We start from the raw sequence: 22,964 nt of genomic DNA, 5'->3' as shown, positions 1-22,964 counted from the left end.
CGATGAGCAGCGAGAAACTGTATTCACCCCGTAAGCCGCGCTATGCCGTGGTGCTGTTTGGCCCCGAAGGGCAGGGCAGTTTCAATGAGTCGGGACTGCGCGGAGCCCACAAGGCCAGAGATGCCGGCCATGAGGTCGATGTGCTCTGGGTGGCCGGCCAGTCGGCCCAGCAGCGCGCCGCAGAAATGTCCGCATTGTGCGGCGGCCGCTATGCGCTGATTCTTGCGCATGGCGGTCAGGGCGACGGTCCGGTGCAGATCCTGGCCGAGCGCTGGCTCGAGCAGGCCTTTGCGGTCACGCAAGGCAGCTGGGCAGCACCCAATGTGGCGCGTTACGAGGTGCTGCAGGAGCAGTCGGCCTTCCTCGCAGGCGTGCTGGCCAGCCAGTGGAGCAAGACGGGCAAGGTGGGGCATTTTTCGGGCGAGAAAGTGCCGCCGGGTCTGCGTGGTCGCGCGGCCTATGCGGACGGACTCAGGCGTGCCGGCTTCGAGGGGCAGCTCGTCACCCAGTTCTGTGGCCACCAGCATCGTCCGGGCTGGGCCCGCAGCTGTGTCTCGGCGATGGTCGAGCAGACGGATCTGGACATTGTGTTTGCCATGCTCGATGGCGGCCGCCCCGGTGTGACACAGGCCTGCCGCGAACATGGCGTGGTGCAGATCGGCAATGTGCTGAACTGGGTGGAGCGCGACCCCGAAGTGTTTGTGGCCTCGGCGATCTCAGATTCCGGCGAGGCCTTGTTTCGCGCCGTCGAGGACCATGCCCGGGGTCTGCTGCCGCTGGGTGGCTATCGAGCCTTCGGCCTCGAGGAGCCGAGCCTGGTGCGGCTGGAAATGGGGGCAGGGGTGAGTGCTGCGCAGCGCAGCCTGGTCGAAGACTGGGCGCAGCGCCTGCTGCGCCGCGAGTTCGAGATTCACCTGGACTATGCCGGGCCCGAGTTCGCCTTGCCGCAGGAGGAACTCAGCGCTGCGGCGTGATCCGGAAAGCGCCGCGGCAAGGCCTCAGTACTGCTGAGCGCCCTTGTCGAATTCGGCGCGTGACAGCTGGCCGTTGCGGTCGCTGTCAATCTCTTCGAAGCGCTGGGAGATGACAGGCAGCTGGCGCGCTTCCTGCGCACTGAGCTGACCGTCGCGATTGGCGTCGGCACGCTCGAAGGCCGCCTGCACGCTGTTCTTGACGGTAGGGGCCTGCTGCACGCCGGTGGCCGCGCCCGATTGCACGATGCGCGCCGGCTCCTTGTTGCTGCCGACATTGGCGTTGCCAGTTTGCGCAAAAGCCATGCCCCCGCCGAGGGTGAGTGCGGAGAACAGCACCACGCTGACGACTTCGAATGACGAGATCTTGCAATTGAGCAGATTCTTCTTGTTCATGAATGGCATTCCTTCTCTATGCGATAACAGGAGTGCATTGCACCCTGTGAGACGGCAAAGGGCCAGCACTTTTGCCTGCTGTTGCCTCAGACTACATTTGCCTGCGGGCTGTAACGCACAATGGCGGCCGTATCTGAGGGCCGCGCCGGCCCCGAAAAATTCGCAGCTTTGACAAGGGATGACCCATGGGCAACCGCCTCACGCAAATCGCCACCCGCACCGGAGATGACGGAACCACCGGCCTGGGAGACAACACCCGCGTTTCCAAGAACAGCGGCCGCCCGCATGCCATGGGCGATGTGGATGAACTGAACTCGCATATCGGCCTGCTGCTGTGCGAGCCTATGCCCCAGGATGTGCGCGACCTGCTGATCGACATCCAGCATCAGCTGTTCAACCTGGGCGGCGAGCTGTCCATGCCGGGCTATGAGCTGCTCAAGGACGATGCGCTGCTGCAGCTCGACAACGCGCTGGCCCACTACAACGCACAGTTGCCGCGCCTGCAGGAGTTCATCCTTCCGGCCGGCACGCGCGCTGCCGCGCAGGCCCATGTATGCCGCACCGTGGCGCGCCGTGCAGAGCGCCAGGTGGTGGCGCTGGAGCAGGCCGAGACCATGCGGGCCGCTCCGCGCCAGTATCTGAACCGCCTGTCCGATCTGCTGTTCGTGCTGGCCCGCGTGCTCAACCGCATCGACGGCGGCGACGATGTGTACTGGAAGAGCGAACGCCTGGCGCGAGCACAGTCCGAGTGAAGCGGAGGCAGGAGGCCGGGCATGCGTCTGCGACATATCGAAGTCTTCAATGCCGTGATGCAGACCGGCAGCGTCAGCGCGGCCGCGCGCCTCATCAACGTCACCCAGCCAGCGGTCAGCCGCACGCTGCAGCATGCCGAGCTGCAGATGGGCTTTGCGCTGTTTCAGCGCGCGCGGGGGCGGCTGACGCCGACCAATGAGGCACTGGCCCTGTTTCCGCATATCGAGAAGCTGTTCGAGCAGCTCGACGAGGTGCAGCGCCTGGCCGCCAACCTGCGCCACGGCCAGTCGGCCGACCGGCTCAATGTGCTGACGGTGTTCGCGCTCAGCCGCGAGGTGCTGCCGCGCGCCGTGGCGGGCTTCAGGCGCCGCCATCCGCAGGTCCAGGTGCACGTGCAGGCGCTGCACACGCCGCAGGTGGTGTCGGCCCTGCTGCTGCAGGAGGCCGATGTCGGCTTCGTGATCAGCTCCGCGGGCCAGCCCGCGCTGGAGCACGAACTGCTGGCCGAGGTCGACATGTTCTGCGTGTTGCCCAAGGGGCTGCTGCCGCCTTCGCGCGTGCGCGCCGAAGGCATGGAACTCAAGGATCTGGCCGAGCTGCCGGTGGTCGCGCTCGATGCGCGCGACCCGCTGGGCATGCGCCTGGGCCAGGCCTGCCGCGAGCATGGCGTGGGGTTGTCGCCCGTGGTGACGGTGCAGACCTACCATGCGGCGCTGTCCATGGCCGAATACGGGCTGGGCGCGGCCATCATGGACGGCTGCACGGCACTGGCAGCCGACCGGCGCCGCGTGCACGTGGTGCCGCTGTTGCCGCGCATCACCGTGGGCGTGAATGCGCTGAGCCTGCCCCAGCGCCCGGGATCGGTGCTGGCGCGCGCCATGACCCAGGAAATGAACAAGGCTCTGCAAGAGCTTCTGAGCGCCTCCTGAGCAGGCCCGTGTTCAGGCTGCGCGCATCTGCGCGGCCAGTCGCTGCGCCGAGCCGAAGGCCAGCGTCAGGCCCAGCGCGCCATGGCCGGTCTGCAGCCATAGATTGCGCGGTCCGCCGCGCTGGCGGCCGGTGATGGGCAGGCCCGTGGGTGTGGCCGGGCGCATGCCGCTCCAGGGATGCAGCGAGCCCTGCAGCGGCAGCTGGGCAAAGACCTGCTGCGTGGAGCGGCGCAGGCTGTCGATGCGGGCGGGATCGATGCGTGTGTCGCGGCCGATGATCTCCACCATCCCTGCCACGCGCAGGCGCTCGCCCAGGCGCGCGAACACCACCTTGCGCGCGGTGTCGGTCACGCTCACGCGCGGCGCTGCATGGGTGTGGTCGGAGGGGATGTCCACGGTGATGCTGTAGCCCTTGAGCGGATAGACGGGAATGCGCAGGCCCAGCTGGCGCGCATGGGCCGGGCTTTCCCAGCCGCTGGCCAGCACGTAGTGCTCGGCCTGCAGCAGGCCGGCGGCGGTGCGCAGGCCGGTGACGGCGTCGCCCTGGCGCTCGAAGCCCAGCACCTCGGTGTCGTAGCGCAACTCGGCACCGCGCGCTGTCAGCAGCGCTGCCAGCTGCTCGCACAGCTGGCGGCAGTCGGCAGCGCTTTCACTGGGGGTGTGAACGGCGCCCGCCATGCGGCCCGCGTAGCCGGCCAGCGCGGGCTCCAGGCGCACGGCGGCGGTGGCATCCACCACCTGCTGGCTGGCGCCGCCAAGGCGCGATTGCAGGGCCACCTGCCGGGCCGCGGCATCCAGGCCCTGCTGCGTTTGGTACAGCACCAGCTTGCCCGGCGTGTGCAGTGCGCAGCTCAGGGACTCCTGCGCCTGCAGGCTCTCGAAGGCCTGCCGGCTCTCGGCGGCCAGCCTCAGCAGTGCCTGCGTGCCGGCCATGGAGGCACGTGCATTGCAGGCGCCCAGAAAGCGCAGTCCCCAGGCCCACTGGGCGGGATCGGCGCGCAGGCGAAGGGCCAGCGGCGAGTCCTTTTCCAGCAGCAGCTGCGGCAGCATCTTCCAGATGCCAGGATCGGCCAGCGGCTGCACGTAGGAATAGCTGAGCTGCGCGCCGTTGCCGCCGCTGGCGCCCGCTGCCGGGCCGGGCCCGCGCTCCAGGATCGTGACGCGGCAGCCCGCGCGCTGCAGCGCATAGGCAGTGGCCAGGCCGACGATGCCGGCGCCCACGATGCAGATATGCATTGATCGTTTCTCCATGCTGCAGCACTGTAGGCGCGTACGGAGCCAGGCAGCCATGGCATTTGGCTTGCAGGGTATGCACTCAGGTTATGGGCTGCCCGAGTGATGAGTGCAGCGGGCTGGCCCCCGGTCGCGGTGTTTACCCGGAGCATGGCGGTGCCTGCGCTGCCACCCATAAACCAGGGGCATGGATCAGCCCGATATTGTCATCCCCCGGAGCCGGGCGCGCTTTCTACACTGGCGGCACATCCACCACCGAAGAGGAGACACCGCATGCAACTTCACTCCACCGTGCTTTGTGCGGCACTGGGCCTGGGTTTTCTGGGCGCCGCGCATGCCGATACCCTGGCCAAGGTGCGCGACAGCGGACGCATCACGCTGGCCTACCGCGAGTCCTCCGTGCCCTTCAGCTACCTGGACAACGGCAAGCCCATCGGCATGACCGTGGAGCTTTCGCAGGCGGTGGCCGAAGCCGTGAAGAAGGTGCTGAACCAGCCCGCGCTGGAGGTGCGCTGGCAGGCCGTGACCTCGCAGAACCGCATGCCGCTGCTGGCCAACGGCACCATAGATCTGGAGTGTGGATCGACCACCAACAACACGGTGCGGGCCAAGGAGGTGGGCTTTGCGATCAATCACTTCTACACCGGTACGCGGCTGCTGGTGAAGAAGAGCTCGGGCATCCAGAACTATGCCGACCTCAAGGGCAAGACAGCGTCCATCACCACCGGCACCACCAATCTGCAGGTGCTGCGCAAGGCCAATGCCGAGCAGGGCTGGGGCATGAATATCGTCATGGCCAAGGACCATGCCGACGGCTTTCTGCTGGTCGAGAACGACCGCGCCGCAGCCTTCGGCATGGACGACATCCTGCTCTACGGCCTGATCGCCAACGCCAAGAATCCCAAGGATTTCCACGTCGTGGCCGATGCGCTGCAGGTCGAGCCCTATGCCTGCATGCTGCGTAAGGACGACCCCCAGTTCAAGCAGCTGGTGGATGGCGTGATCGGCGACATGATGAAGTCGGGCGCCTTCGCCAGGCTCTACGACAAATGGTTCATGCAGCCCATCCCACCCAAGAACGCGGCCCTGGGCCTGCCCATGAGCGAGCAGCTGCAGCGCAACGTGCAGGAGCGCGGCGACAAGCCGGCGTTCTGAGATGCGGGCGGTGGGCATTCTCGGCGGCATGGGGCCTGCTGCGGGCGCGGATTTCGTGCGCCTGTTCGTGCAGGCCTGCACCCGGCACCTGCAGGGCCAGGGCTTGCCCGTGCATGACCAGGCCTATCCCGAGCACTGGCTGGTGCAACTGCCCGTGCCCGATCGCACACAGGCGCTGCGCCGCGATCCGCAGTCCCCTGCGGGCCCGGCCCCACATCTGCTGCAGGGCGCGGGCCGGCTCGCGGCCCTGGGCGTGCGCAGCGTGGCCCTGGCCTGCAACACGGCCCATGCCTGGCATGGGCAGATACAGGCGTTTTTCCCGCAGTTGCGCGTGCTGCACATCGCGCAGCAGACGGCGCTGCATCTGAAGGCAGGTGGCGCGCGCCAGGCCCTGGTGCTGGCCACGGACGGCACCTATGACAGCGGGCTCTACGACGCGGCACTGGCCGATTGCGGCATTGCCGCATTGCGGCCAGGACCGGCGGGCCGGGCCCGGCTCATGCAGGGCATCTACGAGGGTGTGAAACAGGGCGATATGCCGCTGGCCGTGCAATGCTTCGGCGAGGCGCTGGCGCCGCTGCTGCAGCGCCATGGCGCCGTGCCCGTGATCATGGGCTGCACCGAGATCCCGCTGGCCCTGCCGCAGGCGCCGCAGGCACGCGGCGCCGAGCTGGTAGACCCGGCCTGGATACTGGCCTGTGCGCTGGCGCAGGACGCCTACGCGCATTAGCTGCGGTGGCAGCACGCATGGCGGAGCAGGCCAATACTCATCAAAAAGATGAGCTGCAATCGCATGTTGTAAAACAAACATGGATCGAATCATTGCCAAGTTTGTTGATGGACAGGCGATGACAGCTCATTTTTTAAAGGGTCCTGCAGACGCCATGCCGGCGCGTGCTACGACTTCCGGGCGTCCTGCATCTCCGAGTCCATGGCGGCCTTGTAGATGCTTTGCCGGGGCCGCTGCATCAGGCGGCGCAGCATGGGTTCGAACTCGCTCAGGGGCAAGGTCTCGCCCCGGGGATCGAAGGCCGGGTTGTCATAGAGTTCGCAGAACTCAGCCGTGCGCGTGTAATGCGGGTGCTCGCGGAACTGCTCGCGCATGTCTCTGTCCAGGCCGATGTGATGGAAGAAATAGTGGCCCTGGAAGATGCCGTGATGCTGGACCATCCAGTGGTTGGCCTCGCTCACAAAGGGCTGGAGAACTGCGGCGGCAATGTCGGGGTGGTTGAAGGACCCGAGGGTGTCGCCAATGTCGTGCAGCATCGCGCACACCACATACTCCTCGTCGCGGCCGTCGCGCAGCGCGCGCGTGGCGGTTTGCAGGGAGTGGGTATAGCGGTCCACCGGAAAGCCGCCATAGTCGCCCTCCAGCAGCTTCAGGTGGGCCATCACCCTGTCAGGCAGACCGCTGGTGAAGTGTGCGAATTCGCCGCCGATCAACTGCCAGTCTTCACGCGTGCTGTCTTGCATGCGCAGAAAGTTCGCCCGTGCATTCATGCCATGTCTTTCGTGGGTTATGGTCGTTGCACTGTAGGGCGCTGGCAGGGGCTGCGCTGTCAAGGGCATGACATGCAGCCGCTGCGTTGATGGGCGAATCCTGTTTGCCGCAGACGGGGTGCGCGAGGGCTTCAGGCGTCAGTAGGTTTCCAGGTGCAGGCGTCCTTCGCGCTTGAGCCTTGCGCCCAGCTCTTCCCAGCCCAGGCCTGCTTGCTGGGCTACGTCACGCAGGGCCAGCACGACGCCGTCCTCCATGCTTTTGAGACCGCAGACATAGATGTGCGTGTTGTCGTCGCGCAGCAGCTCCATGAGATCGGCCGAGCGCTCGCGCATGGCATCCTGCACATAGCGCCTGGGCTGGCCGGCCACGCGCGAGAAGGCAAAGTTGATGTCGATGAAATCCTTGGGCAGGTTCTGCAAGGGGCCGAAATAGGGCAGCTCCTGAGGCGTTCGCGCACCGAAGAACAGCAGCAGTTTGCCGCTGTCGAACTTGCCGCTCTTGCGAAGGCGGCGCCGCCATTCCGTCATGGCGCGCATGGGCGCGCTGCCCGTGCCGGTGCAGATCATCACGATGTGCGAGCGCGGGTGATTGGGCATGAGAAAACTGCTGCCGAACGGGCCTATGACCTGCACCTTGTCACCCACCTGCAGATCGCAGAGATAGTTGCTGGCCACGCCGCGCACGGGCTGTCCCTGGTGATCCTCGACCACACGCTTCACGGTCAAGGCCAGATTGTTGTAGCCGGGGCGCTCGCCGTTGCGGGCGCTGGCAATCGAGTACTGGCGCGCCACATGGGGCTTGCCGCCGGCATCCACACCCGGCGGGACAATGCCCAGCGACTGGCCTTCGAGCACCGGAAAAGGCATGGCGCCGAAGTCCAGCACGATATGGTGGGTCTCGTTGTCGAAGCCGGCTTCCGTGCAGTTCAGATTGCCCACCACCGTGGCCGTCACCGCAGTCTTGGGACCATGCAGATTGGTGTAGGCATGGGCGGCAGACCAGGGCGGCGTGGTGGCGCCATAGCTGGCGGCGCGAAAGACTTCCGCAGCGCCGCTTTCGGCCAGACCGGCAGCGGCCGCAATCACGGCCTGGGCCTGGCTCAGATCCTGCACATCGACGGCATTTTCGGCTGTCTGCGCGGCGGCCAGCTCATCGGCGCAAAGTTCTTCGGGCAGGCTCTCCCAGCCCAGCTGCTCGGTCACGCTGTAGGGCTTGCTGGCCGACACCAGCCGCCAGTTGTCGATGGAGCCGGTGGGGCAGGGCGAGATGCAGTCCATGCAGCCGTTGCACTTGTCCGCCATGACCACATAGTTGTTGTCGTCATGCGTGATGGCATCCACGGGGCAGGTCGCCTCGCAGGTGTTGCAGCGAATGCAGATCTCCGGGTCGATCAGATGCTGCTTCAGGATGCCGTTTTCAATCAGCGTGATGGTGCTCATTTTGTTCTCCAAACCGGGGCAACCCAACTCAGTGACATCGAGCAAGGGCCGCCCCGCCGCGAGGATGTCGTCCCCCTCGGGGGACGCGGCGTAGCCGCTCAGGGGGATCAGAATTTCACGTACTCGAAGTCCACGGGCTGGCGATTGATACCCATGACCGGCGGGGCAATCCAGCCGGCGAACTTGCCCGGCTCCAGGCATGGCTTCATCAGCGATGCGACAAAGTTGCGGTCGTCGTCGGTGGCCAGCCACTCGTTCTTTCTGGCCAGCCATTCCTGCTCGCTCACGGGACGGCCGTCGGGGCTGATGCGCACGCCTGCCAGCGCGCCGATCTGGCGGTTGAAGGCCTTGTGCGGCACCGTCAGGCGAAAGTCGATGCCGGCCTTTTCCATCACCTTGTTCCAGCGGCCCACACCGGCATTGCTGTCCTTGATGTAGTCGTCGCGCAGCACCTCGTTCAAGGCGTTGAGCATGGGCACTTCCTTCTCCTGCAACTTGCCGTCCACCACCTCCAGCACCTTGTAGTTCTGGTCGTGCAGCTTGTGGTCGTCCTCGCGCTTGCCCTCTTCGTAGCGGCCCTTGAGGCCCGAGCTGTAGAAGGTGGCGGCATTGCTCGACTGGTCGGCGCCGAACAGGTCGATGGTCACGCTGTAGTGGAAGTTCAGATAGCGCTGGATCGTGGGCAGATCGATGACGCCCGCGCTGCGCAGCTTGTTCACATCGTCGGTCTTGAGCTCGTTCATGACCTGGCAGGTGCGGGCCAGCACGCGCGAGACGCCGGACTCGCCGACAAACATGTGGTGCGCCTCTTCGGTCAGCATGAATTTGGTGGTGCGCGCCAGCGGATCGAACGCGGACTCGGCCAGTGCTGCGAGCTGGAATTTTCCGTCTCTGTCGGTGAAGTAGGTGAACATGAAGAACGCCAGCCAGTCCGGCGTTTTTTCATTGAAGGCGCCCAGAATGCGCGGGTTGTTTTCATCGCCGCTCTGGCGCTCCAGCAGGGCCTCGGCCTCCTCGCGTCCATCACGCCCGAAATGCTTGTGCAGCAGGTAGACCATGGCCCAGAGATGGCGGCCTTCTTCCACATTGACCTGGAACAGATTGCGCAGGTCGTACATGGACGGCGCGGTCAGGCCCAGGTGGCGCTGCTGCTCCACCGATGCGGGCTCGGTATCGCCTTGCGTGACGATGATGCGGCGCAGGTTGGCGCGGTGCTCGCCGGGTACGTCCTGCCAGGCTTTCTCGCCCTTGTGATCGCCAAAATGAATGCTGCGTTCCTGATCCGCCGGGTTCAGGAAAATGCCCCAGCGATAGTCACGCATCTTGACGTAGCCGAACTGCGCCCAGCCCTGCGGATCCACGCTCACCGCGGTGCGCAGATAGACCTCGTGGTTGGTCGATCCTTCGGGGCCCACGTCGTCCCACCAGCGGATGAAATTGGGCTGCCAGCTCTCCAGGGCGCGCTGCAGTGTGCGGTCGCCGCTGAGGTCCACGTTGTTGGGAATCTTCTGGCTGTAGTCGATGCTGCTCATGGGGAGTCTCCTGTGATGTTTTGCCGATTCATGAAGCCGTGTATTCGCTGTGAAACTGGTGCAGCCCAGGCGAGTAACGCCGAGCAAGGGCCGCCCCGCTGCGAGGGCGTTGTCCCCCTCCGGCACGCAGTGCCAGAGAGGGGGAAGCGGCATAGCCGCTCAGGGGGAGTTTCCTCATACCCGGTTGAAATCGAAGCCGGCTTTCTGTCCGGTGCCGTAGAGCTTCAAGGCCCCTTTTTCTCCGACCGCGTTGGGGCGGTTGAAGATCCAGTTCTGCCAGGCGGACAGGCGTCCGAAGATGCGTGTGACCATGTTTTCCTGGCTGGCAAACCGCAGGTTCGCTTCCAGACCCGTGAGCGCATCGGGCGACATGGCGGCGCGCTCTTCCATGGCGATGCGGATCTCGTCTTCCCAGTCGATATCGTCAAGCGCGGCGGTGACCAGTCCGAGCTGCTGCGCCGCATCGCCGTTGAGCGGCTTGCCCACGGCAGCGCGCGCGGCTTCCAGGGGCTCGGACTCCTCATAGAAGCGACGCTGCAGACGGCTTTGATCGTTGACCAGCGGCAGCAGGCCGAAGTTGAATTCATCGAGCTCGATCACGGGCTCACGCTCGGGCTCGTCGGGCAGCACCAGCATATAGGCGCGGTCGGCGCAGAAGACCAGCTCGGCCAGCATGCCGGCAAAGCAGGAGCCAGGCTCGATCAAGGCGAACAGCGAGCGCGACGACACATCGAGGCGTGCAAAGGTGCGGCGCAGCAAGCCCAGGGTTTGCTGCACCAGCCAGTGATCCTTGTGCGCCATCAGAGACTGGTCTGCAGCCAGCACGGCGCGCGGATCGCCCTCGGTCCTGAGAATCCAGGTGCCCACATCGAGCTCGTTGGTGCGCAGATGCAGGATGGCGTCGTCCAGCTCGCGGCCCATGGCCAGCGGCCACCAGGCAGCACCTGCGTTTTCAATGGCTTCAATACTGCCGGGCTGTTCACCCCTGGGGGCCTTGACCGTGATGGTGGCGCTGCGCTTGCTGCGATCGATCTGCACGCTGACGTGGCGATAGTGCAGGCCCTCCGGGCTTTGCTCGCGCTGCAGCCTGGCGAGCTGTATGCCTTGGGCGGAAGCCGGGCGCGGGCTGCCCTCGCCCAGCGCCATGGCACGTTGCTGCACCACCTCGGCAAACTGCGCGGGCTTGGCAATCGCGTCCACCAGCCGCCAGTCCACGGCGCGCTGGCCGCGCACGCCTTCCACGCTGGTGCAGAAGATGTCGGCCAGGTCGTGGCGCACATGGCGCTTGTCGGTCACGCGCGTCAGCCCGCCGGTGCCGGGCAGCACGCCCAGCAGCGGGACCTCGGGCAGCGACACGGAAGAAGAGCGGTCGTCGATCAGCACGATGTCATCGCAGGCCAGAGCCAGTTCGTAGCCGCCGCCTGCGCAGGCCCCGTTGACAGCGGCAACGAACTTGAGTCCGTCATGTCTGGAACTGTCCTCCATGCCGTTGCGCGTCTCGTTGGTGAACTTGCAGAAGTTCACCTTCCAGGCGTGGGACGAGACTCCGAGCATGAAGATGTTCGCGCCCGAGCAGAAGATGCGTTCCTTGCCGCTGGTGACGATCACGGAGCGCACCTGCGGGTGTTCGAAGCGGATGCGGTTGAGCGCATCGTGCAGTTCCACGTCCACGCCCAGGTCATAGCTGTTGAGCTTGAGCTTGTAGCCGGGGCGTATGCCGCCGTCCTCGGCAATGTCCAGCTTGAGCCGGGCGATATTGCCATCCACTTCAAACGACCAGTGCCGGTACTGGCTGGGCTCGGTGCGGTAATCGACGTTGGTTTGCTGCTGCATGCTCGGCTCCTGCTGAGATGAAAGATAGTGCAGTTACTGACTCGGTGTTGGCACAATTATGCAGATTCATCGAAAAAAAGCACGTCGATTTAGGCACTATGTTGCATGTTTTGCTGAAACCAAGGGAAATCCTTAGATGCTCACAGTTTGCAGAACGGCGCCGGATTAGAAGTGCTTTGACGGCTATTTCCTTGCCAGGAAAGGACGAGTAGCTAGCAATTACTGAGCAAGTGATCCGGATGCCCTCGATTCGCAAACCCAGCACTGGCGCGGGGTGATGAGCTGCTTGCAAAATGGATCCACCATGCTGACCTTTGCAGATATCCAAGCCGCCGCTGCGCGCCTGAATGGCGCCGTCCTTCAAACCCCTTTTGTGGAATCACGCACGCTCTCGCAGATCACGGGGGCGCAGGTCTATCTCAAGTTCGAGAACCTGCAGTTCACTGCATCCTTCAAGGAGCGTGGCGCGCTCAACAAGCTGCTCATGCTCAGCGATGCCGAGCGCGCACGCGGCGTGGTCGCCATGAGTGCGGGCAACCACGCCCAGGGCGTGGCCTATCACGCGCAACGCCTAGGTCTGCGTGCCGTCATCGTCATGCCGCGCTTCACGCCCGGCGTGAAGGTGGAGCGCACGCGCGGCTTCGGTGCCGAGGTGGTGCTGCATGGCGATACATTGGCCGAGGCGCGAGCCCATGCCTATCAGCTGGCGCAGGAGCAGCAACTGACCTTTGTCCATCCCTATGACGACGAGGCGATCGCCGCCGGCCAGGGCACGCTGGCGCTGGAAATCCTGCAGGCACAGCCCGATCTGGATGCGCTGGTCATTGCCATTGGCGGCGGTGGTCTGATTGCGGGCATTGCCACGGCGGCCAAGGCCATCAAGCCCGAGATCGAAATCGTGGGTGTGCAGACTCAGCGCTTTCCCTCCATGGTCAACGCACTGCGCCACACCGATCTGCCCATGGGTACATCGACGATTGCCGAAGGCATTGCGGTGACCCAGCCCGGCGTCATCACCCAGGAGGTGGTGCAGCGCTGCGTGGATGACTTGCTGCTGGTGGACGAAGGAGATATCGAGCAGGCCGTGCTCATGCTGCTGGAGATCGAGAAGACCTTGGTCGAAGGTGCGGGGGCGGCGGGCCTGGCGGCCTTGCTGCGCTATCCCGCTCGCTTCAAGGGCCGCAAAATAGGTCTGGTGCTGTCGGGCGGCAATATCGACCCCATGCTGCTGGCTGCCATCATCGAGCGCGGCATGGTACGCTCCGGTCGTCTGGCGCGTGTGCGTGTCAGCGCGCGCGACGTGCCAGGCGTGCTGGCCCAGATCACGGCGACGGTAGCCGGAGCTGGCGCGAATATCGAGGAAGTCCATCACCAGCGTGCCTTCACCATGCTGGCTGCGCAGAATGTGGAGATCGAGTTCGTGCTGCAGACACGCGGCCACACCCATGTGAGCGAGGTGCTGGAGCAACTGCGCCGCGCAGGCATGGAGGCGGCCCTGGTGTGAGGCTTGAGCCACAGGCCTTGCTCAGGCCTGCAGGGGCGTGATCTTCTTGATCAGCGGGGTCACCAGGTCCATGGGCAAGGGGAACACCACGGTGGTGTTCCTGTCCGCGCCGATCACGGTCAGCGTCTCCAGGTAGCGCAGCAAGATGGCCTGAGGCTCCTGCGCCAGAACTTTTGCTGCCTGAGACAGTTTTTCCGAAGCCTGCAACTCGCCTTCGGCGTGAATCACCTTGGCGCGGCGTTCGCGCTCGGCCTCGGCCTGGCGCGCGATCGCCCGGATCATGGACTCGGTCAGATCGACCTGCTTGATCTCCACGTTCGAGACCTTGATGCCCCAGGTGTCGGTTTGCGCATCCAGCGCCTGCTGGATGTCCAGGTTCAGCGATTCGCGCTCTGCCAGCATTTCGTCGAGCTGGTGCTTGCCCAGTACGGAGCGCAGCATGGTTTGCGCGAGCTGACTGGTCGCCTCCAGATAATTGACCACCTGGATCACCGCCTTTTCCGCATCCACCACGCGCAGATAGATCACGGCATTGACCTTGACCGAGACGTTGTCGCGCGAGATCACATCCTGCGCCGGGACCTCCAGGACCACGGTGCGCAGATCCACCCGTACCACCTGCTGAATGGCGGGAATGATGAAGATCAGTCCCGGCCCCTTGACCTTCCAGAAGCGACCCAGCGTGAATACCACGCCGCGCTCATATTCGCGAAAAATCCGGATCGACGCCGTCCCCAGGCCAATCACCAGCATCAGCAGGATCAGCCAGAACAAGAAAGAAGCGCTAACCATGGAAGCCATCCTTTCAGCGAGGGACTTCGGCGCTGCGATCTGACGCGGAACAGTGCACATCGATTTCGCAATCGGCGCCGGGTCGTCCGCAAGCCCAGCATATGCTGTTGCAATCCGAGTGCGAACTTGTCTGCGCATGGTCGACATCGAAGAAGTGCTGTTCTCCATTGGCGGCGCATGAGATGCGGGTCTGAGCGCCAAGAGCGGCTATGGCTTTCCCTGAGCCATGTCGCCAGGGCTGTGCCTAGAATGGCTGCAGAGCTTGCTTGTTTCACCGCTTGCTTTCAGGAGGAGCATTGATCACATGTCAGATGATTCCGCAGTGAACCACGAGGCACAGGATGCGGCCGAAGCCGTTGTGCCCTATATCCCCATCATCATTCCCGCCGCTGGCGCCGTGATGATGTTCCTGCTGGCCTTTATCGCCGTGAACATGGCCTAGGCATTCCAGCCTTCTCGAGCCCAACCCCGCGACGCGGGGTTTTTTTACGTCTGTACAGGTTATGAATGAAGGTTAAATGCATACTTTGATGCGCAGAATGCATAGATATTGCCGGTGATTTGCTGACAAATTCAAGGCTCCTACCTAAAATCGATCTCCCGCTGCTATTCAAAACAAGGTTGTTTTGACTATTTCAGACGGATTTCAGGCGCCAACAAGCGCTAGGGAAAGCAAGCGAGACACCTTCAAAAGCCTTTTTTCAAAGACGCAGCCGGTAGGGACTGCAGAGGATGCTTCTTTGAAAAATTGGTTTTTTAATTGAAGGACTTCCCCCATGAACGCCGCTGTGCAAAGCCTGAACATCCAGGCTCCCGACTACGTCAAGAACCCCAAGCTCATTGCCTGGGTTGCCGAAATGGCCGCACTGTGCAAGCCCGCCCAGATCCACTGGTGCGACGGCTCGCAAGCCGAATATGACGCGCTGTGCCAGCAGCTGGTGGACGCCGGCACCTTCAAGCCCCTGGCCAAGCGCCCCGGCTCCTTCCTGGCCTGGACCGATCCTTCGGACGTGGCCCGCGTGGAAGACCGCACATATATCTGCTCCGCCAAGAAGGAAGACGCAGGCCCCACCAACAACTGGATGGAACCTGCGGAAATGCGCGCCACGCTGAACCCGCTGTTTGACGGCTGCATGGCTGGCCGCACCATGTACGTGGTGCCCTTCTCCATGGGCCCGCTGGGTTCGCCCATTGCCCACGTGGGCATCGAGCTGTCCGACAGCCCCTATGTGGCCGTCAACATGAAGATCATGACCCGCATGGGCAAGGCCGTGTATGACGTGATCGGCACCAGCGGCGAGTTCGTGCCCTGCGTGCACACCATCGGCGCACCTCTGGCCGCAGGTCAGAAGGACGAAACCACCTGGCCTTGCAGCAAGACCAAGTACATCGTTCACTATCCCGAAACCCGCGAAATCTGGTCTTACGGCTCGGGCTACGGCGGCAACGCGCTGCTGGGCAAGAAGTGCTTTGCGCTGCGTATCGCCTCCACCATGGGCCGCGACCAGGGCTGGCTGGCCGAACACATGCTGATCCTGGGCGTCACCAACCCCGAAGGCAAGAAGTACCACGTGGCTGCGGCCTTCCCCTCGGCCTGCGGCAAGACCAATTTCTCCATGCTGGTGCCGCCCAAGGCCTTCGACGGCTGGAAGGTCACGACCATCGGTGACGACATCGCCTGGATCAAGCCCCAGGCCGACGGCTCGCTGCGCGCCATCAACCCCGAAGCCGGTTACTTCGGCGTGGCTCCCGGCACCAATATGCTCACGAACCCGAACTGCATGTTGAGCCTGGACAAGAACGTGATCTTCACCAATGTGGCCCTGACCGATGACGGCGACGTGTGGTGGGAAGGCATGGAAAAGGATGAGGGCAAGCTGCCCGATCACCTGATCGACTGGCAGGGCAAGGACTGGACGCCCCAGATCGCCAAGGAAACCGGTGCCAAGGCCGCTCACCCCAATGCCCGCTTCACCGTGGCTGCCACCAACAACCCCGCGCTGGACGAAGCCTGGGATGACCCCGCTGGCGTGAAGATCGATGCCATCATCTTCGGCGGCCGCCGCTCCACCACCGTGCCTTTGGTGACCGAAGCACGCGACTGGACCGAAGGCGTGTACATGGCTGCGACCATGGGCTCCGAGACCACCGCCGCCGCCTTTGGCGCGCAAGGCGTGGTTCGTCGCGACCCCTTCGCCATGCTGCCCTTTGCCGGCTACAACATGAGCGACTATTTCCAGCACTGGCTGGACCTGGGCGCCAAGATCGAAGGCCAGGGCGCAACCCTGCCCAAGATCTTCACCACCAACTGGTTCCGCAAGAACGCCGAAGGCAAGTTCGTCTGGCCCGGCTACGGCGAAAACATGCGCGTGCTGAAGTGGATGATCGACCGTCTGGAAGGCCAGGCTCAAGGTCAGGAAACCGCCTTTGGCATTGCGCCCCAGTACGCTGAAATCAACTGGAACGGCCTGGACTTCAACGCTGCCCAGTTCGACAGCGTGACCAATATCGACAAGGCTGCCTGGGCCGAGGAAATGAAGCTGCACGGCGAGCATTTCGACAAGCTGGCCTACAACCTGCCCAAGGCCATGCTGGATACCAAGGCTGAGCTGGAAAAGCGCTTGAGCGCTTGATTCTCCCCCTGAGCCGCTGCGCGGCTTCCCCCTCTCTCTCTACGCGCTTCGCGCTATGGGAGGGGGACGACACCAGTGCGGCGGGGCGGCCTTTGCGCGGTGTCCCTGACCGAGACTGTGCACATTAAAAAAGCCCTGCTGATTTTTTTCAGCAGGGCTTTTTATTTGCTTTTATTTTTGTAGCTATAAGCGCTTTCTGAATCTGGGATAGAGGCTTGTTTGACTCTATTCCCCCATGCAAAAAGCCGCTGGCCTTGTGGGCAGCGGCTTTCTTCGGAGAGGCGCGGAGCTTAGCGGCTCTGGCGATCCATGGCACGGGCCAGATCGGCCATCAGGCGGGCATCTTGCAGCGCAGCGTTCCAGACGCGTTCATCGGCAGCAGCTTGCTGGCGGCTCTTGACCCAGGCGCGGTAGCCGGTGCGCACCAGATTGATGGCGCGGCGGGCGGGCTGGGAGAACAGGGCGATGCTGGCGAAAGCCATGGCCCACAGAACCATCCAGGCGGCCATCATATGACCGTCGCTCCAGGTCTCGGTAGCCTGGAAGACGCCGGCGGCCAGGGCTGCCAGCACTACGGCCAGCACCATCCAGTACGACCTGGACTGGGATTGCGCCTCGTGCTCGGCGGCAATGGCGGCCATGCGTTCATCGCTGGCTTGATAGATACGCACCACACCAGGGTGCTCGACACAGTAGGAGTTGTAAATAAAGTTGCTCATGGCAGTTAACCCTTTGACCCACGCTTTTGGCGAATTGCCCGGGGAATAGGTGTAACTATAGGGATTACCCTAGGTGTGTTCAAATTTATATTTTGAATCTGTAGCATTCACAGCAGTGATGTATTGGGTGATGCCATGTCTTTGAACTTTCGTTCTCTGGATCTCAATCTGCTGCGCGTCTTCGACGAGGTCATGTCCGAGCGCAGCCTCACGCGCGCGGCGCACAAGCTCAGCATCACCCAGCCTGCGGTCAGCAATGCCATGCGTCGGCTGCGCGATGTCCTGGGCGACGAGTTGCTGGTGCGCCAGGGACAGGGCGTGGAGCCCACGCCGCGCGCCCAGGCCCTGTGGCCGGTGATACGCGAGGCCCTGCAGCATCTGGAGGGCGCTCTGGCTCCCGATGAGTTCGATCCCGAGACGGCCGCCACCACATTCGTGATCGCCATGGCCGACGCCACGGCGGCCACGCTGATTCCGCCGCTTTACCCGATTCTGGCGCGCGAGGCTCCGGGCCTGGGCATACGCCTGCTGCCGCTGACCACGCGCGATCCAAGGTCCTTGCTCGATGATGGCGAGGCCGATATGGCCGTGGGCTATTTTCCCGCCGTGCTGGCCGATCTGACGGCGCGTGCCCAGGCTGGCGGTCTGGTGGCGTTTGACAGCCGTCGTCTGTATGAGGGCGAGTACCTGTGCGTGATGCGCAAAGGCCATCCGCTGGCGCATGTTCCGCTGACGCTGGACAACTATTGCGCGGCACGCCATATGCTGGTCAGCTTCTCGGGCCGCTCCTTCGGCTTCATCGACGAGGCCCTGGCCTCGCTGGGGCGCTCGCGCGAAGTGGTGCTCACCGTCAACCAGTTCTTCACCGCGGCGCGCGTGGTGATCAACTCCGATCTGCTGACCATCCTGCCGCGCCATTTTGTGCCCGTGACCGGCATGAGCGAGCAGCTGGAGCTGCGCGATCTGCCCTTCGATGTCACGCCCGTGCATGTGGATGCACTGTGGCGTCGGCGCGGCCCGCATCCGCAGGCCTATGACTGGCTGCTGAAAACGCTGACGCGCTCGGCCGAGATCACCTTTGCCAACGGTTCGGCCCAGGTCACTCACCATGGTTGACTAAACTAGCCACATGAAGATCCAGCTGCTGTCCGACCTGCACCTCGAAGTCCACCCCCAATTCGTGGCCCAGCCAGCCGCGGGCGCCGATGTGCTGGTGCTGGCCGGCGACATCGGCTCCTACCAGAGCAGCACCCAGGTCGACGGCGAGAACTTCGGGCTGGAGCGTTTCTCGCCGCTGCCGCAATACGCGGCCTGGCCCACACCCGTGCTGTTCGTGCCCGGCAATCACGAATACGACATGCAGGACTTCGATGAGGCACGGCTGCGCCTGCAGCGTGTGTGCGACAGGCTGGGCCTGATCTGGCTCGACCGTGAAACCGTGGTCATGGACGGGGTGCGTTTCATCGGCACTACGCTGTGGAGCGACTTCGACGCCATGGCCATGCATGAAGGCGTGAGCGATGCCACGCGCTTGCACAAGCTGCGCGAGAAGGCCTTTCGCGCCGCCAATTTCTATCTGCAAAAGACCGGCGGCAGTCGCCAGGGCGAGCCGTTTCTGGCCGCGCCCATGCGCGAGGAAAGCCTGCTTTGCCAGGACTGGCTGCGCGTTGCGCTGCAGCAGCCTTTTGACGGACCCACGGTGGCCGTGACCCACTTTGCGCCCAGCCTGCGCAGTGCCGATCCGCGCTACGGTCTGGTGCCCGGTACGGCCGGTTTCTGCAATGTGATGGACGACTTTCTGCCCCATGCCCAGCTCTGGCTGCACGGCCATCTGCATTGCGCCAGCGACTACATCGCGCGCGGCCAGCGCGAGGACGGCAGCGAATGGCAATGCCGTGTGGTGGCCAATCCTCTTGGTTATGCCCGCAAGGGAGAGCAGGAGGACTTTCTGCCGGCATCGACAATTGACTTGAGCCAAGTCAAGATGCTGACTGTCCCCAGCCCTTAGGCTTGGGACATCAACAAGGAGAAATTGGTATGAAGATCTTGCTCGCTGTGGACGGAAGTGCCTACACCCAGAAAATGCTGGCCTATCTGACCTCGCATCAGGAGATGCTGGGCACGGGCCACGAGTACACCATCATCACCGTGCAGCCGCTGCTGCCGCCTCGTGCACGCGCTGCGCTGGGCAAGGAAGTGGTGGAGCAGTACTACGACGAAGAATCCGCCAAGATCCTGCAGCCCGTGCTGGAGTTCCTGAAGGGGCGTGGCGTCGAGGCGCAGAGCATCGCCAAGGTCGGCCCCATTGCCGACACCATCATCCATGCTGCCCAGGACGGCAAGTTCGACCTGATCGCCATGGGCACGCACGGCCACGGTGCGCTGGGCCGTCTGGTCATGGGCTCGGTCAGTTCGCAGGTGCTGGCGGGCTGCACCATCCCCGTGTTGCTGATTCGCTGATTTTCATAGCTGCTTACGCTTGATATGCATACATATCAGGCATAAATCAGCTTCAAATCAAGGATGGATGAGCGTCCACAGCTACAAAAACCAAAGTACCTCCGTTTGACATCAAGCTCTCAAGGCCGCGCTGCAAAGCACGGCCTTTTTTCTTGTCAGCATCAAACAGCTTGCAGCACTTGCCGGGCCTTACCCAGCAAGGCCTGGCTGACACGGGCCAGCACGCGTGACTCCAGATTCCAGCAATGCCAGAACAGCGCGATGGACAGCACATGGCCTGCTGCCACGTCGATCAGCTCACCGGCATCCAGCGCGGGCTGCACCAGCAGCTGCGGCAGCACGCCCACGCCCCAGCCGGCACGCACGGCGCGCACCTGCGCCTCGCAGCTGGGCAGCAGAATCTGATGCTGCAGCGACACATTGCGCAGACCCAGGCAACGCGCCACGAACTCGGCCTGCATATCGTCCTTGCGGTTGAAGGACAGATAGGGCAGCTGGTTGAAGTTCTTGCGCGTCAGCCCCTGCGGCAGTCTTTGCCGCGCAAACTCGGCCGAGGCCACGGCCACATAGCGCATGGCGCCCAGGGGCTGCACCGTGCAGCCGCGCATGGCCTGACTCAGCGTGGTGACGCAGCCCATGACCTGGCCCGATCGCAGCAGCTCCTGCGTGAAGTCCTGGTCGTCGACCACCACCTCCAGCGGCAGGCCGCTCTTCACCAGCTCGTCCAGAGCCGTCATGGCCCAGGTGGCAATGCTGTCGGCATTGATGGCGATGGAGACGATTTCGCCGGCCAGACTCTGCCCGGTCTGCGGTGCCAGCTCCTGCAGCTCATGCGCGAGATCGGCGCGCAGCAGGCGTAGCTGTTTGGCATGTTTGAGCAGCAGCCGCCCGGCGCTGGTGGGCTTGACGGGGCGCGTGCGCTCCACCAGCACCGAGCCCACCTGCGCCTCCAGCGCCCGCAGGCGCTGGGACACGGCCGACTGGGTGATGTGCAGCTTTTGCGCCGCGCGCTCGAAGCCGCCTTCCTCCACGATGGCGGCCAGGCATTCCAGCGCAACAGGGTCCCAGGAACTCATGGCAATTCCATTAGCATTTCTGATGAAACTGCTGAAAATTTAATGCTGCTTTTGTTTGCCTGCAAGAGTGCAGACACTGGCTGCATGAACATCATCGTCCTGGGCGCCGGCATCATCGGCATCAGCACCGCCTGGCATCTGCGCGAGCGCGGTCATCAAGTCACCGTGGTGGACCGCCAGAGCGGTCCGGCCCTGGAGACCAGCTATGCCAATGGCGGACAGATCTCGGTCAGCTACTGCGAGCCCTGGGCCAATCGCCAGGCGCCCTGGAAGGCGCTCAAATGGATGTTCGACAAACAGGCGCCGCTGCTGTTTAGGCCGCAGCTCGATCCTGCCCAATGGCGCTGGAGCCTGCAGTTCCTGGCCCAGTGCAACGACCGTGCCTTTGCGCGCAATGTGCAGCAGATCGTGGCCCTGGGCGCCTACAGTCATGTGGCGCTCAAGGACATGGTCCAGAAGACCGGTATCGAGTTCGAGCGGCTGGAGCGCGGCATTGCCCATTTCTACAGCAGTCCGCAGGCGTTTGCCGAGGCCGCCGAGGGCGTGGAGCTGATGCGGCAATACGGCGTGCAGCGCCGTCTGGTCAGCCGCGACGAGCTGCTGGCCATCGAGCCCGCATTCACGCCCTATGCGGCGCAGATTGCGGGTGGCACGTTCACCGCCACCGACGAGTCCGGTGATGCGCGTCTGTTCACCGAAAAGCTGGCCGGTCTCTGTGCCCAGGCCGGTGTGCAGTTCCTCTACGGCCACGACATTCTGGGCCTGCAGCCGGCGCGCCGGGGCAGGCCTGCCCGGGTGCAGATTCGCGACGGCAGCGATGGCGCTCGGCGCATGATGAGCGCGGATGGCGTGGTGGTCGCCTGCGGCTCATACACACCGCTGCTGCTGGGGCCTCTGGGTGTGAAGGTTCCCATCTATCCGGGCAAGGGCTATAGCGCTACCTTGCCGCTGCTGCTGCCTGAAAAGGCTCCCATGGTCTCCACCATCGACGACAGCCGCAAGGTCGCCATGAGCCGTTTGGGCAACCGCCTGCGTGTGGCCGGCACCATAGAGCTCGGTGGCTTCGATCTGAGTCTGGACACACCCACGGCCAGGGCGCGCTGCGAGATGCTGGTCAGGCGCGTGGAGGAGCTGATGCCCGGCGTCTGCGACACGCGCCTGCCCGAGCAGGGCGGCGATCCGCAGTTCTGGTGTGGTCTGCGGCCCGCCACGCCCAGCAATATTCCCTGCATCGGAGCTACCCAGGCTGCCGGAATCTGGGTCAATGCCGGGCATGGCACCCTGGGCTGGACACATGGTGCGGGTTCGGGCAAGGCCATGGCGGCGCTGATGAGCGGCGAGCGCCCGGCGCTGGATTTCCGGTTCTGGGATGAGCCGGCACCCGAGGTCGCTCGCGGCGCGCGGATTGCGTCCGCCTGAGACAGGGCATAGGACTGCAGGACGAGTACGGGCTGGCTGACTCTTTTGCCCGGATTGACGGTATCGCTGCGTGGGGCTCTTACATACAATCACGCCAGCAACTCGTCCATGCCATGATCCAGCACGACATCACTCCTGCCCTTGAAACCTCACGTTCCTTTGCGCGCTCATTGCCCATGGCTTTGCTCAAGGCCCGCGAGGCGGTCATGGTGCGCTTTCGTCCCTCGCTGCGTGCGCACGGCCTGACCGAGCAGCAATGGCGCGTGCTGCGCACCATGTGGGTGGCCGACAGGCGCCTGCGTCCCATGGAGCTGTCGCAGCTGACCTTCATCAGCATGCCCAGCCTCTCGCGCCTGCTCAAGACGCTGGAAGGGCGCCTGCTCATCAAGCGCGGCCGCCATGTGGCCGACCTGCGGGGCTCCGAGTTTGCCCTCACGTCTGCCGGCCAGGAGATGGTGGCGCAGATCGTGCCGCACTTCGAGACCATCTACACCGAGATCGAGGAGCAGCTGGGCAGCGCCGAGAGCGAGCAGCTGTTCCGCATCCTCGAGCATGTGGTGCAAAGCCTGGGTCTGCCCGGCGAAGACGAGCTGGGCCAGGACTGAGGCTCTGGTCACGG

At 64.0% G+C, this 22,964-nt stretch carries 22 protein-coding genes; 13 read left to right on the top strand and 9 right to left on the bottom strand.

The features are described from left to right. The first annotated feature begins 2 nt into the window (after window positions 1–2). Entirely contained in the window at window positions 3–974 is a 972-nt protein-coding gene (locus tag DFO48_RS13130; protein WP_114863674.1) for a BMP family protein, read from the top strand. A gap of 24 nt (window positions 975–998) precedes the next feature. Here the strand turns inward: DFO48_RS13130 and DFO48_RS13125 are convergent, their stop codons facing one another. Continuing rightward, window positions 999–1,367 carry an EF-hand domain-containing protein gene (locus DFO48_RS13125; protein WP_114863673.1) on the bottom strand — a complete coding sequence of 123 codons (369 nt, stop codon included), beginning with the start codon at window positions 1,365–1,367 and terminating at the stop codon, window positions 999–1,001. Between the two features lie 185 nt (window positions 1,368–1,552). On the opposite strand from DFO48_RS13125, the gene DFO48_RS13120 reads away from it, so the two are divergent. Further along, complete coding sequence (locus tag DFO48_RS13120) at window positions 1,553–2,119, top strand: cob(I)yrinic acid a,c-diamide adenosyltransferase (protein WP_003072026.1); 567 nt, start codon at window positions 1,553–1,555, stop codon at window positions 2,117–2,119. 21 nt (window positions 2,120–2,140) lie between these two features. Next, complete coding sequence (locus DFO48_RS13115) at window positions 2,141–3,049, top strand: LysR substrate-binding domain-containing protein (protein WP_114863672.1); 909 nt, start codon at window positions 2,141–2,143, stop codon at window positions 3,047–3,049. A 12-nt stretch (window positions 3,050–3,061) separates the two neighbouring features. On the opposite strand, the gene DFO48_RS13110 is transcribed toward DFO48_RS13115, so the two are convergent. Further along, window positions 3,062–4,285 carry a D-amino acid dehydrogenase gene (locus tag DFO48_RS13110; protein ID WP_114863671.1) on the bottom strand — a complete coding sequence of 408 codons (1,224 nt, stop codon included), beginning with the start codon at window positions 4,283–4,285 and terminating at the stop codon, window positions 3,062–3,064. A 270-nt stretch (window positions 4,286–4,555) separates the two neighbouring features. On the opposite strand from DFO48_RS13110, the gene DFO48_RS13105 reads away from it, so the two are divergent. Further along, complete coding sequence (locus tag DFO48_RS13105; protein ID WP_114863670.1) at window positions 4,556–5,437, top strand: amino acid ABC transporter substrate-binding protein; 882 nt, start codon at window positions 4,556–4,558, stop codon at window positions 5,435–5,437. Window position 5,438: 1 nt separating this feature from the next. Continuing rightward, window positions 5,439–6,167, top strand: coding sequence for an aspartate/glutamate racemase family protein (locus DFO48_RS13100; RefSeq protein WP_114863669.1), 729 nt, complete (start codon window positions 5,439–5,441; stop codon window positions 6,165–6,167). 167 nt (window positions 6,168–6,334) lie between these two features. On the opposite strand, the gene DFO48_RS13095 is transcribed toward DFO48_RS13100, so the two are convergent. From DFO48_RS13095 to boxC, 4 genes are all read right to left on the bottom strand, one after another. After that, window positions 6,335–6,937: an HD domain-containing protein gene (locus DFO48_RS13095; protein WP_003072015.1), complete on the bottom strand. Its 603-nt coding sequence runs from the start codon at window positions 6,935–6,937 to the stop codon at window positions 6,335–6,337. 138 nt (window positions 6,938–7,075) lie between these two features. Further along, the gene (gene boxA, locus DFO48_RS13090) at window positions 7,076–8,377 is read right to left on the bottom strand and encodes a benzoyl-CoA 2,3-epoxidase subunit BoxA (RefSeq protein ID WP_114863668.1); all 1,302 of its coding nucleotides are present in this window, start codon (window positions 8,375–8,377) and stop codon (window positions 7,076–7,078) included. A gap of 107 nt (window positions 8,378–8,484) precedes the next feature. Further along, complete coding sequence (boxB, locus tag DFO48_RS13085; protein ID WP_003072011.1) at window positions 8,485–9,909, bottom strand: benzoyl-CoA 2,3-epoxidase subunit BoxB; 1,425 nt, start codon at window positions 9,907–9,909, stop codon at window positions 8,485–8,487. 174 nt (window positions 9,910–10,083) lie between these two features. Beyond that, window positions 10,084–11,742 (bottom strand): 2,3-epoxybenzoyl-CoA dihydrolase, encoded by a 1,659-nt coding sequence (boxC, locus tag DFO48_RS13080; protein WP_114863667.1) that lies wholly within the window; start codon window positions 11,740–11,742, stop codon window positions 10,084–10,086. A gap of 304 nt (window positions 11,743–12,046) precedes the next feature. On the opposite strand from boxC, the gene DFO48_RS13075 reads away from it, so the two are divergent. After that, window positions 12,047–13,246: a threonine ammonia-lyase gene (locus tag DFO48_RS13075; RefSeq protein WP_003072008.1), complete on the top strand. Its 1,200-nt coding sequence runs from the start codon at window positions 12,047–12,049 to the stop codon at window positions 13,244–13,246. Between the two features lie 21 nt (window positions 13,247–13,267). Here the strand turns inward: DFO48_RS13075 and DFO48_RS13070 are convergent, their stop codons facing one another. After that, on the bottom strand, window positions 13,268–14,038 hold the full coding sequence (locus tag DFO48_RS13070) for a slipin family protein (RefSeq protein ID WP_003065227.1): 771 nt from the start codon (window positions 14,036–14,038) through the stop codon (window positions 13,268–13,270). 304 nt (window positions 14,039–14,342) lie between these two features. Here DFO48_RS13070 and DFO48_RS25445 point away from each other — a divergent pair, with 304 nt between their 5' ends. After that, on the top strand, window positions 14,343–14,480 hold the full coding sequence (locus tag DFO48_RS25445; RefSeq protein WP_003059912.1) for a hypothetical protein: 138 nt from the start codon (window positions 14,343–14,345) through the stop codon (window positions 14,478–14,480). A gap of 334 nt (window positions 14,481–14,814) precedes the next feature. Beyond that, a complete protein-coding gene (locus DFO48_RS13065; protein ID WP_003072005.1) occupies window positions 14,815–16,671 on the top strand; it encodes a phosphoenolpyruvate carboxykinase (GTP) in 1,857 nt (618 codons plus the stop codon). A 290-nt stretch (window positions 16,672–16,961) separates the two neighbouring features. On the opposite strand, the gene DFO48_RS13060 is transcribed toward DFO48_RS13065, so the two are convergent. Beyond that, window positions 16,962–17,390, bottom strand: coding sequence for a hypothetical protein (locus tag DFO48_RS13060; RefSeq protein ID WP_003072004.1), 429 nt, complete (start codon window positions 17,388–17,390; stop codon window positions 16,962–16,964). 135 nt (window positions 17,391–17,525) lie between these two features. Here DFO48_RS13060 and DFO48_RS13055 point away from each other — a divergent pair, with 135 nt between their 5' ends. The 3 genes from DFO48_RS13055 to DFO48_RS13045 are packed head-to-tail and all read left to right on the top strand — an operon-like array spanning window position 17,526 to window position 19,850. Beyond that, entirely contained in the window at window positions 17,526–18,506 is a 981-nt protein-coding gene (locus DFO48_RS13055) for a LysR family transcriptional regulator (RefSeq protein WP_114863838.1), read from the top strand. 13 nt (window positions 18,507–18,519) lie between these two features. Further along, window positions 18,520–19,398, top strand: a complete 879-nt coding sequence (locus tag DFO48_RS13050) for a metallophosphoesterase (protein ID WP_003072000.1) — start codon at window positions 18,520–18,522, stop codon at window positions 19,396–19,398. A 29-nt stretch (window positions 19,399–19,427) separates the two neighbouring features. Then, window positions 19,428–19,850 (top strand): universal stress protein, encoded by a 423-nt coding sequence (locus DFO48_RS13045; protein WP_003065214.1) that lies wholly within the window; start codon window positions 19,428–19,430, stop codon window positions 19,848–19,850. Window positions 19,851–20,011: 161 nt separating this feature from the next. On the opposite strand, the gene DFO48_RS13040 is transcribed toward DFO48_RS13045, so the two are convergent. Next, the gene (locus DFO48_RS13040) at window positions 20,012–20,926 is read right to left on the bottom strand and encodes a LysR family transcriptional regulator ArgP (protein ID WP_003071998.1); all 915 of its coding nucleotides are present in this window, start codon (window positions 20,924–20,926) and stop codon (window positions 20,012–20,014) included. A gap of 42 nt (window positions 20,927–20,968) precedes the next feature. Between DFO48_RS13040 and DFO48_RS13035 the strand changes: the two genes are divergently transcribed. Both DFO48_RS13035 and hpaR read left to right on the top strand, forming a co-directional pair. Next, window positions 20,969–22,345, top strand: a complete 1,377-nt coding sequence (locus DFO48_RS13035) for a D-amino acid dehydrogenase (RefSeq protein WP_114863666.1) — start codon at window positions 20,969–20,971, stop codon at window positions 22,343–22,345. 113 nt (window positions 22,346–22,458) lie between these two features. Then, on the top strand, window positions 22,459–22,950 hold the full coding sequence (hpaR, locus tag DFO48_RS13030; protein WP_114863665.1) for a homoprotocatechuate degradation operon regulator HpaR: 492 nt from the start codon (window positions 22,459–22,461) through the stop codon (window positions 22,948–22,950). Window positions 22,951–22,964: the final 14 nt, after the last annotated feature.

This window comes from Comamonas sp. AG1104, from assembly GCF_003350425.1.
Classification (GTDB): Bacteria; Pseudomonadota; Gammaproteobacteria; order Burkholderiales; family Burkholderiaceae_C; genus Comamonas; species Comamonas testosteroni.
Note: the sequence above shows the minus strand (reverse complement) of the source record. Positions and strands in the feature narration are given on the sequence as shown.

Excerpts from the sequence above, each read along its gene's own strand:
- DFO48_RS13130 (WP_114863674.1), top strand. The coding sequence starts at position 3 with ATGAGCAGCGAGAAACTGTATTCACCCCGTAAGCCGCGCTATGCCGTG.
- DFO48_RS13125 (WP_114863673.1), bottom strand. The coding sequence starts at position 1,367 with ATGAACAAGAAGAATCTGCTCAATTGCAAGATCTCGTCATTCGAAGTC.
- DFO48_RS13120 (WP_003072026.1), top strand. The coding sequence starts at position 1,553 with ATGGGCAACCGCCTCACGCAAATCGCCACCCGCACCGGAGATGACGGA.
- DFO48_RS13115 (WP_114863672.1), top strand. The coding sequence starts at position 2,141 with ATGCGTCTGCGACATATCGAAGTCTTCAATGCCGTGATGCAGACCGGC.
- DFO48_RS13110 (WP_114863671.1), bottom strand. The coding sequence starts at position 4,285 with ATGCATATCTGCATCGTGGGCGCCGGCATCGTCGGCCTGGCCACTGCC.
- DFO48_RS13105 (WP_114863670.1), top strand. The coding sequence starts at position 4,556 with ATGCAACTTCACTCCACCGTGCTTTGTGCGGCACTGGGCCTGGGTTTT.
- DFO48_RS13100 (WP_114863669.1), top strand. The coding sequence starts at position 5,439 with ATGCGGGCGGTGGGCATTCTCGGCGGCATGGGGCCTGCTGCGGGCGCG.
- DFO48_RS13095 (WP_003072015.1), bottom strand. The coding sequence starts at position 6,937 with ATGAATGCACGGGCGAACTTTCTGCGCATGCAAGACAGCACGCGTGAA.
- boxA (WP_114863668.1), bottom strand. The coding sequence starts at position 8,377 with ATGAGCACCATCACGCTGATTGAAAACGGCATCCTGAAGCAGCATCTG.
- boxB (WP_003072011.1), bottom strand. The coding sequence starts at position 9,909 with ATGAGCAGCATCGACTACAGCCAGAAGATTCCCAACAACGTGGACCTC.
- boxC (WP_114863667.1), bottom strand. The coding sequence starts at position 11,742 with ATGCAGCAGCAAACCAACGTCGATTACCGCACCGAGCCCAGCCAGTAC.
- DFO48_RS13075 (WP_003072008.1), top strand. The coding sequence starts at position 12,047 with ATGCTGACCTTTGCAGATATCCAAGCCGCCGCTGCGCGCCTGAATGGC.
- DFO48_RS13070 (WP_003065227.1), bottom strand. The coding sequence starts at position 14,038 with ATGGTTAGCGCTTCTTTCTTGTTCTGGCTGATCCTGCTGATGCTGGTG.
- DFO48_RS25445 (WP_003059912.1), top strand. The coding sequence starts at position 14,343 with ATGTCAGATGATTCCGCAGTGAACCACGAGGCACAGGATGCGGCCGAA.
- DFO48_RS13065 (WP_003072005.1), top strand. The coding sequence starts at position 14,815 with ATGAACGCCGCTGTGCAAAGCCTGAACATCCAGGCTCCCGACTACGTC.
- DFO48_RS13060 (WP_003072004.1), bottom strand. The coding sequence starts at position 17,390 with ATGAGCAACTTTATTTACAACTCCTACTGTGTCGAGCACCCTGGTGTG.
- DFO48_RS13055 (WP_114863838.1), top strand. The coding sequence starts at position 17,526 with ATGTCTTTGAACTTTCGTTCTCTGGATCTCAATCTGCTGCGCGTCTTC.
- DFO48_RS13050 (WP_003072000.1), top strand. The coding sequence starts at position 18,520 with ATGAAGATCCAGCTGCTGTCCGACCTGCACCTCGAAGTCCACCCCCAA.
- DFO48_RS13045 (WP_003065214.1), top strand. The coding sequence starts at position 19,428 with ATGAAGATCTTGCTCGCTGTGGACGGAAGTGCCTACACCCAGAAAATG.
- DFO48_RS13040 (WP_003071998.1), bottom strand. The coding sequence starts at position 20,926 with ATGAGTTCCTGGGACCCTGTTGCGCTGGAATGCCTGGCCGCCATCGTG.
- DFO48_RS13035 (WP_114863666.1), top strand. The coding sequence starts at position 20,969 with ATGCTGCTTTTGTTTGCCTGCAAGAGTGCAGACACTGGCTGCATGAAC.
- hpaR (WP_114863665.1), top strand. The coding sequence starts at position 22,459 with ATGATCCAGCACGACATCACTCCTGCCCTTGAAACCTCACGTTCCTTT.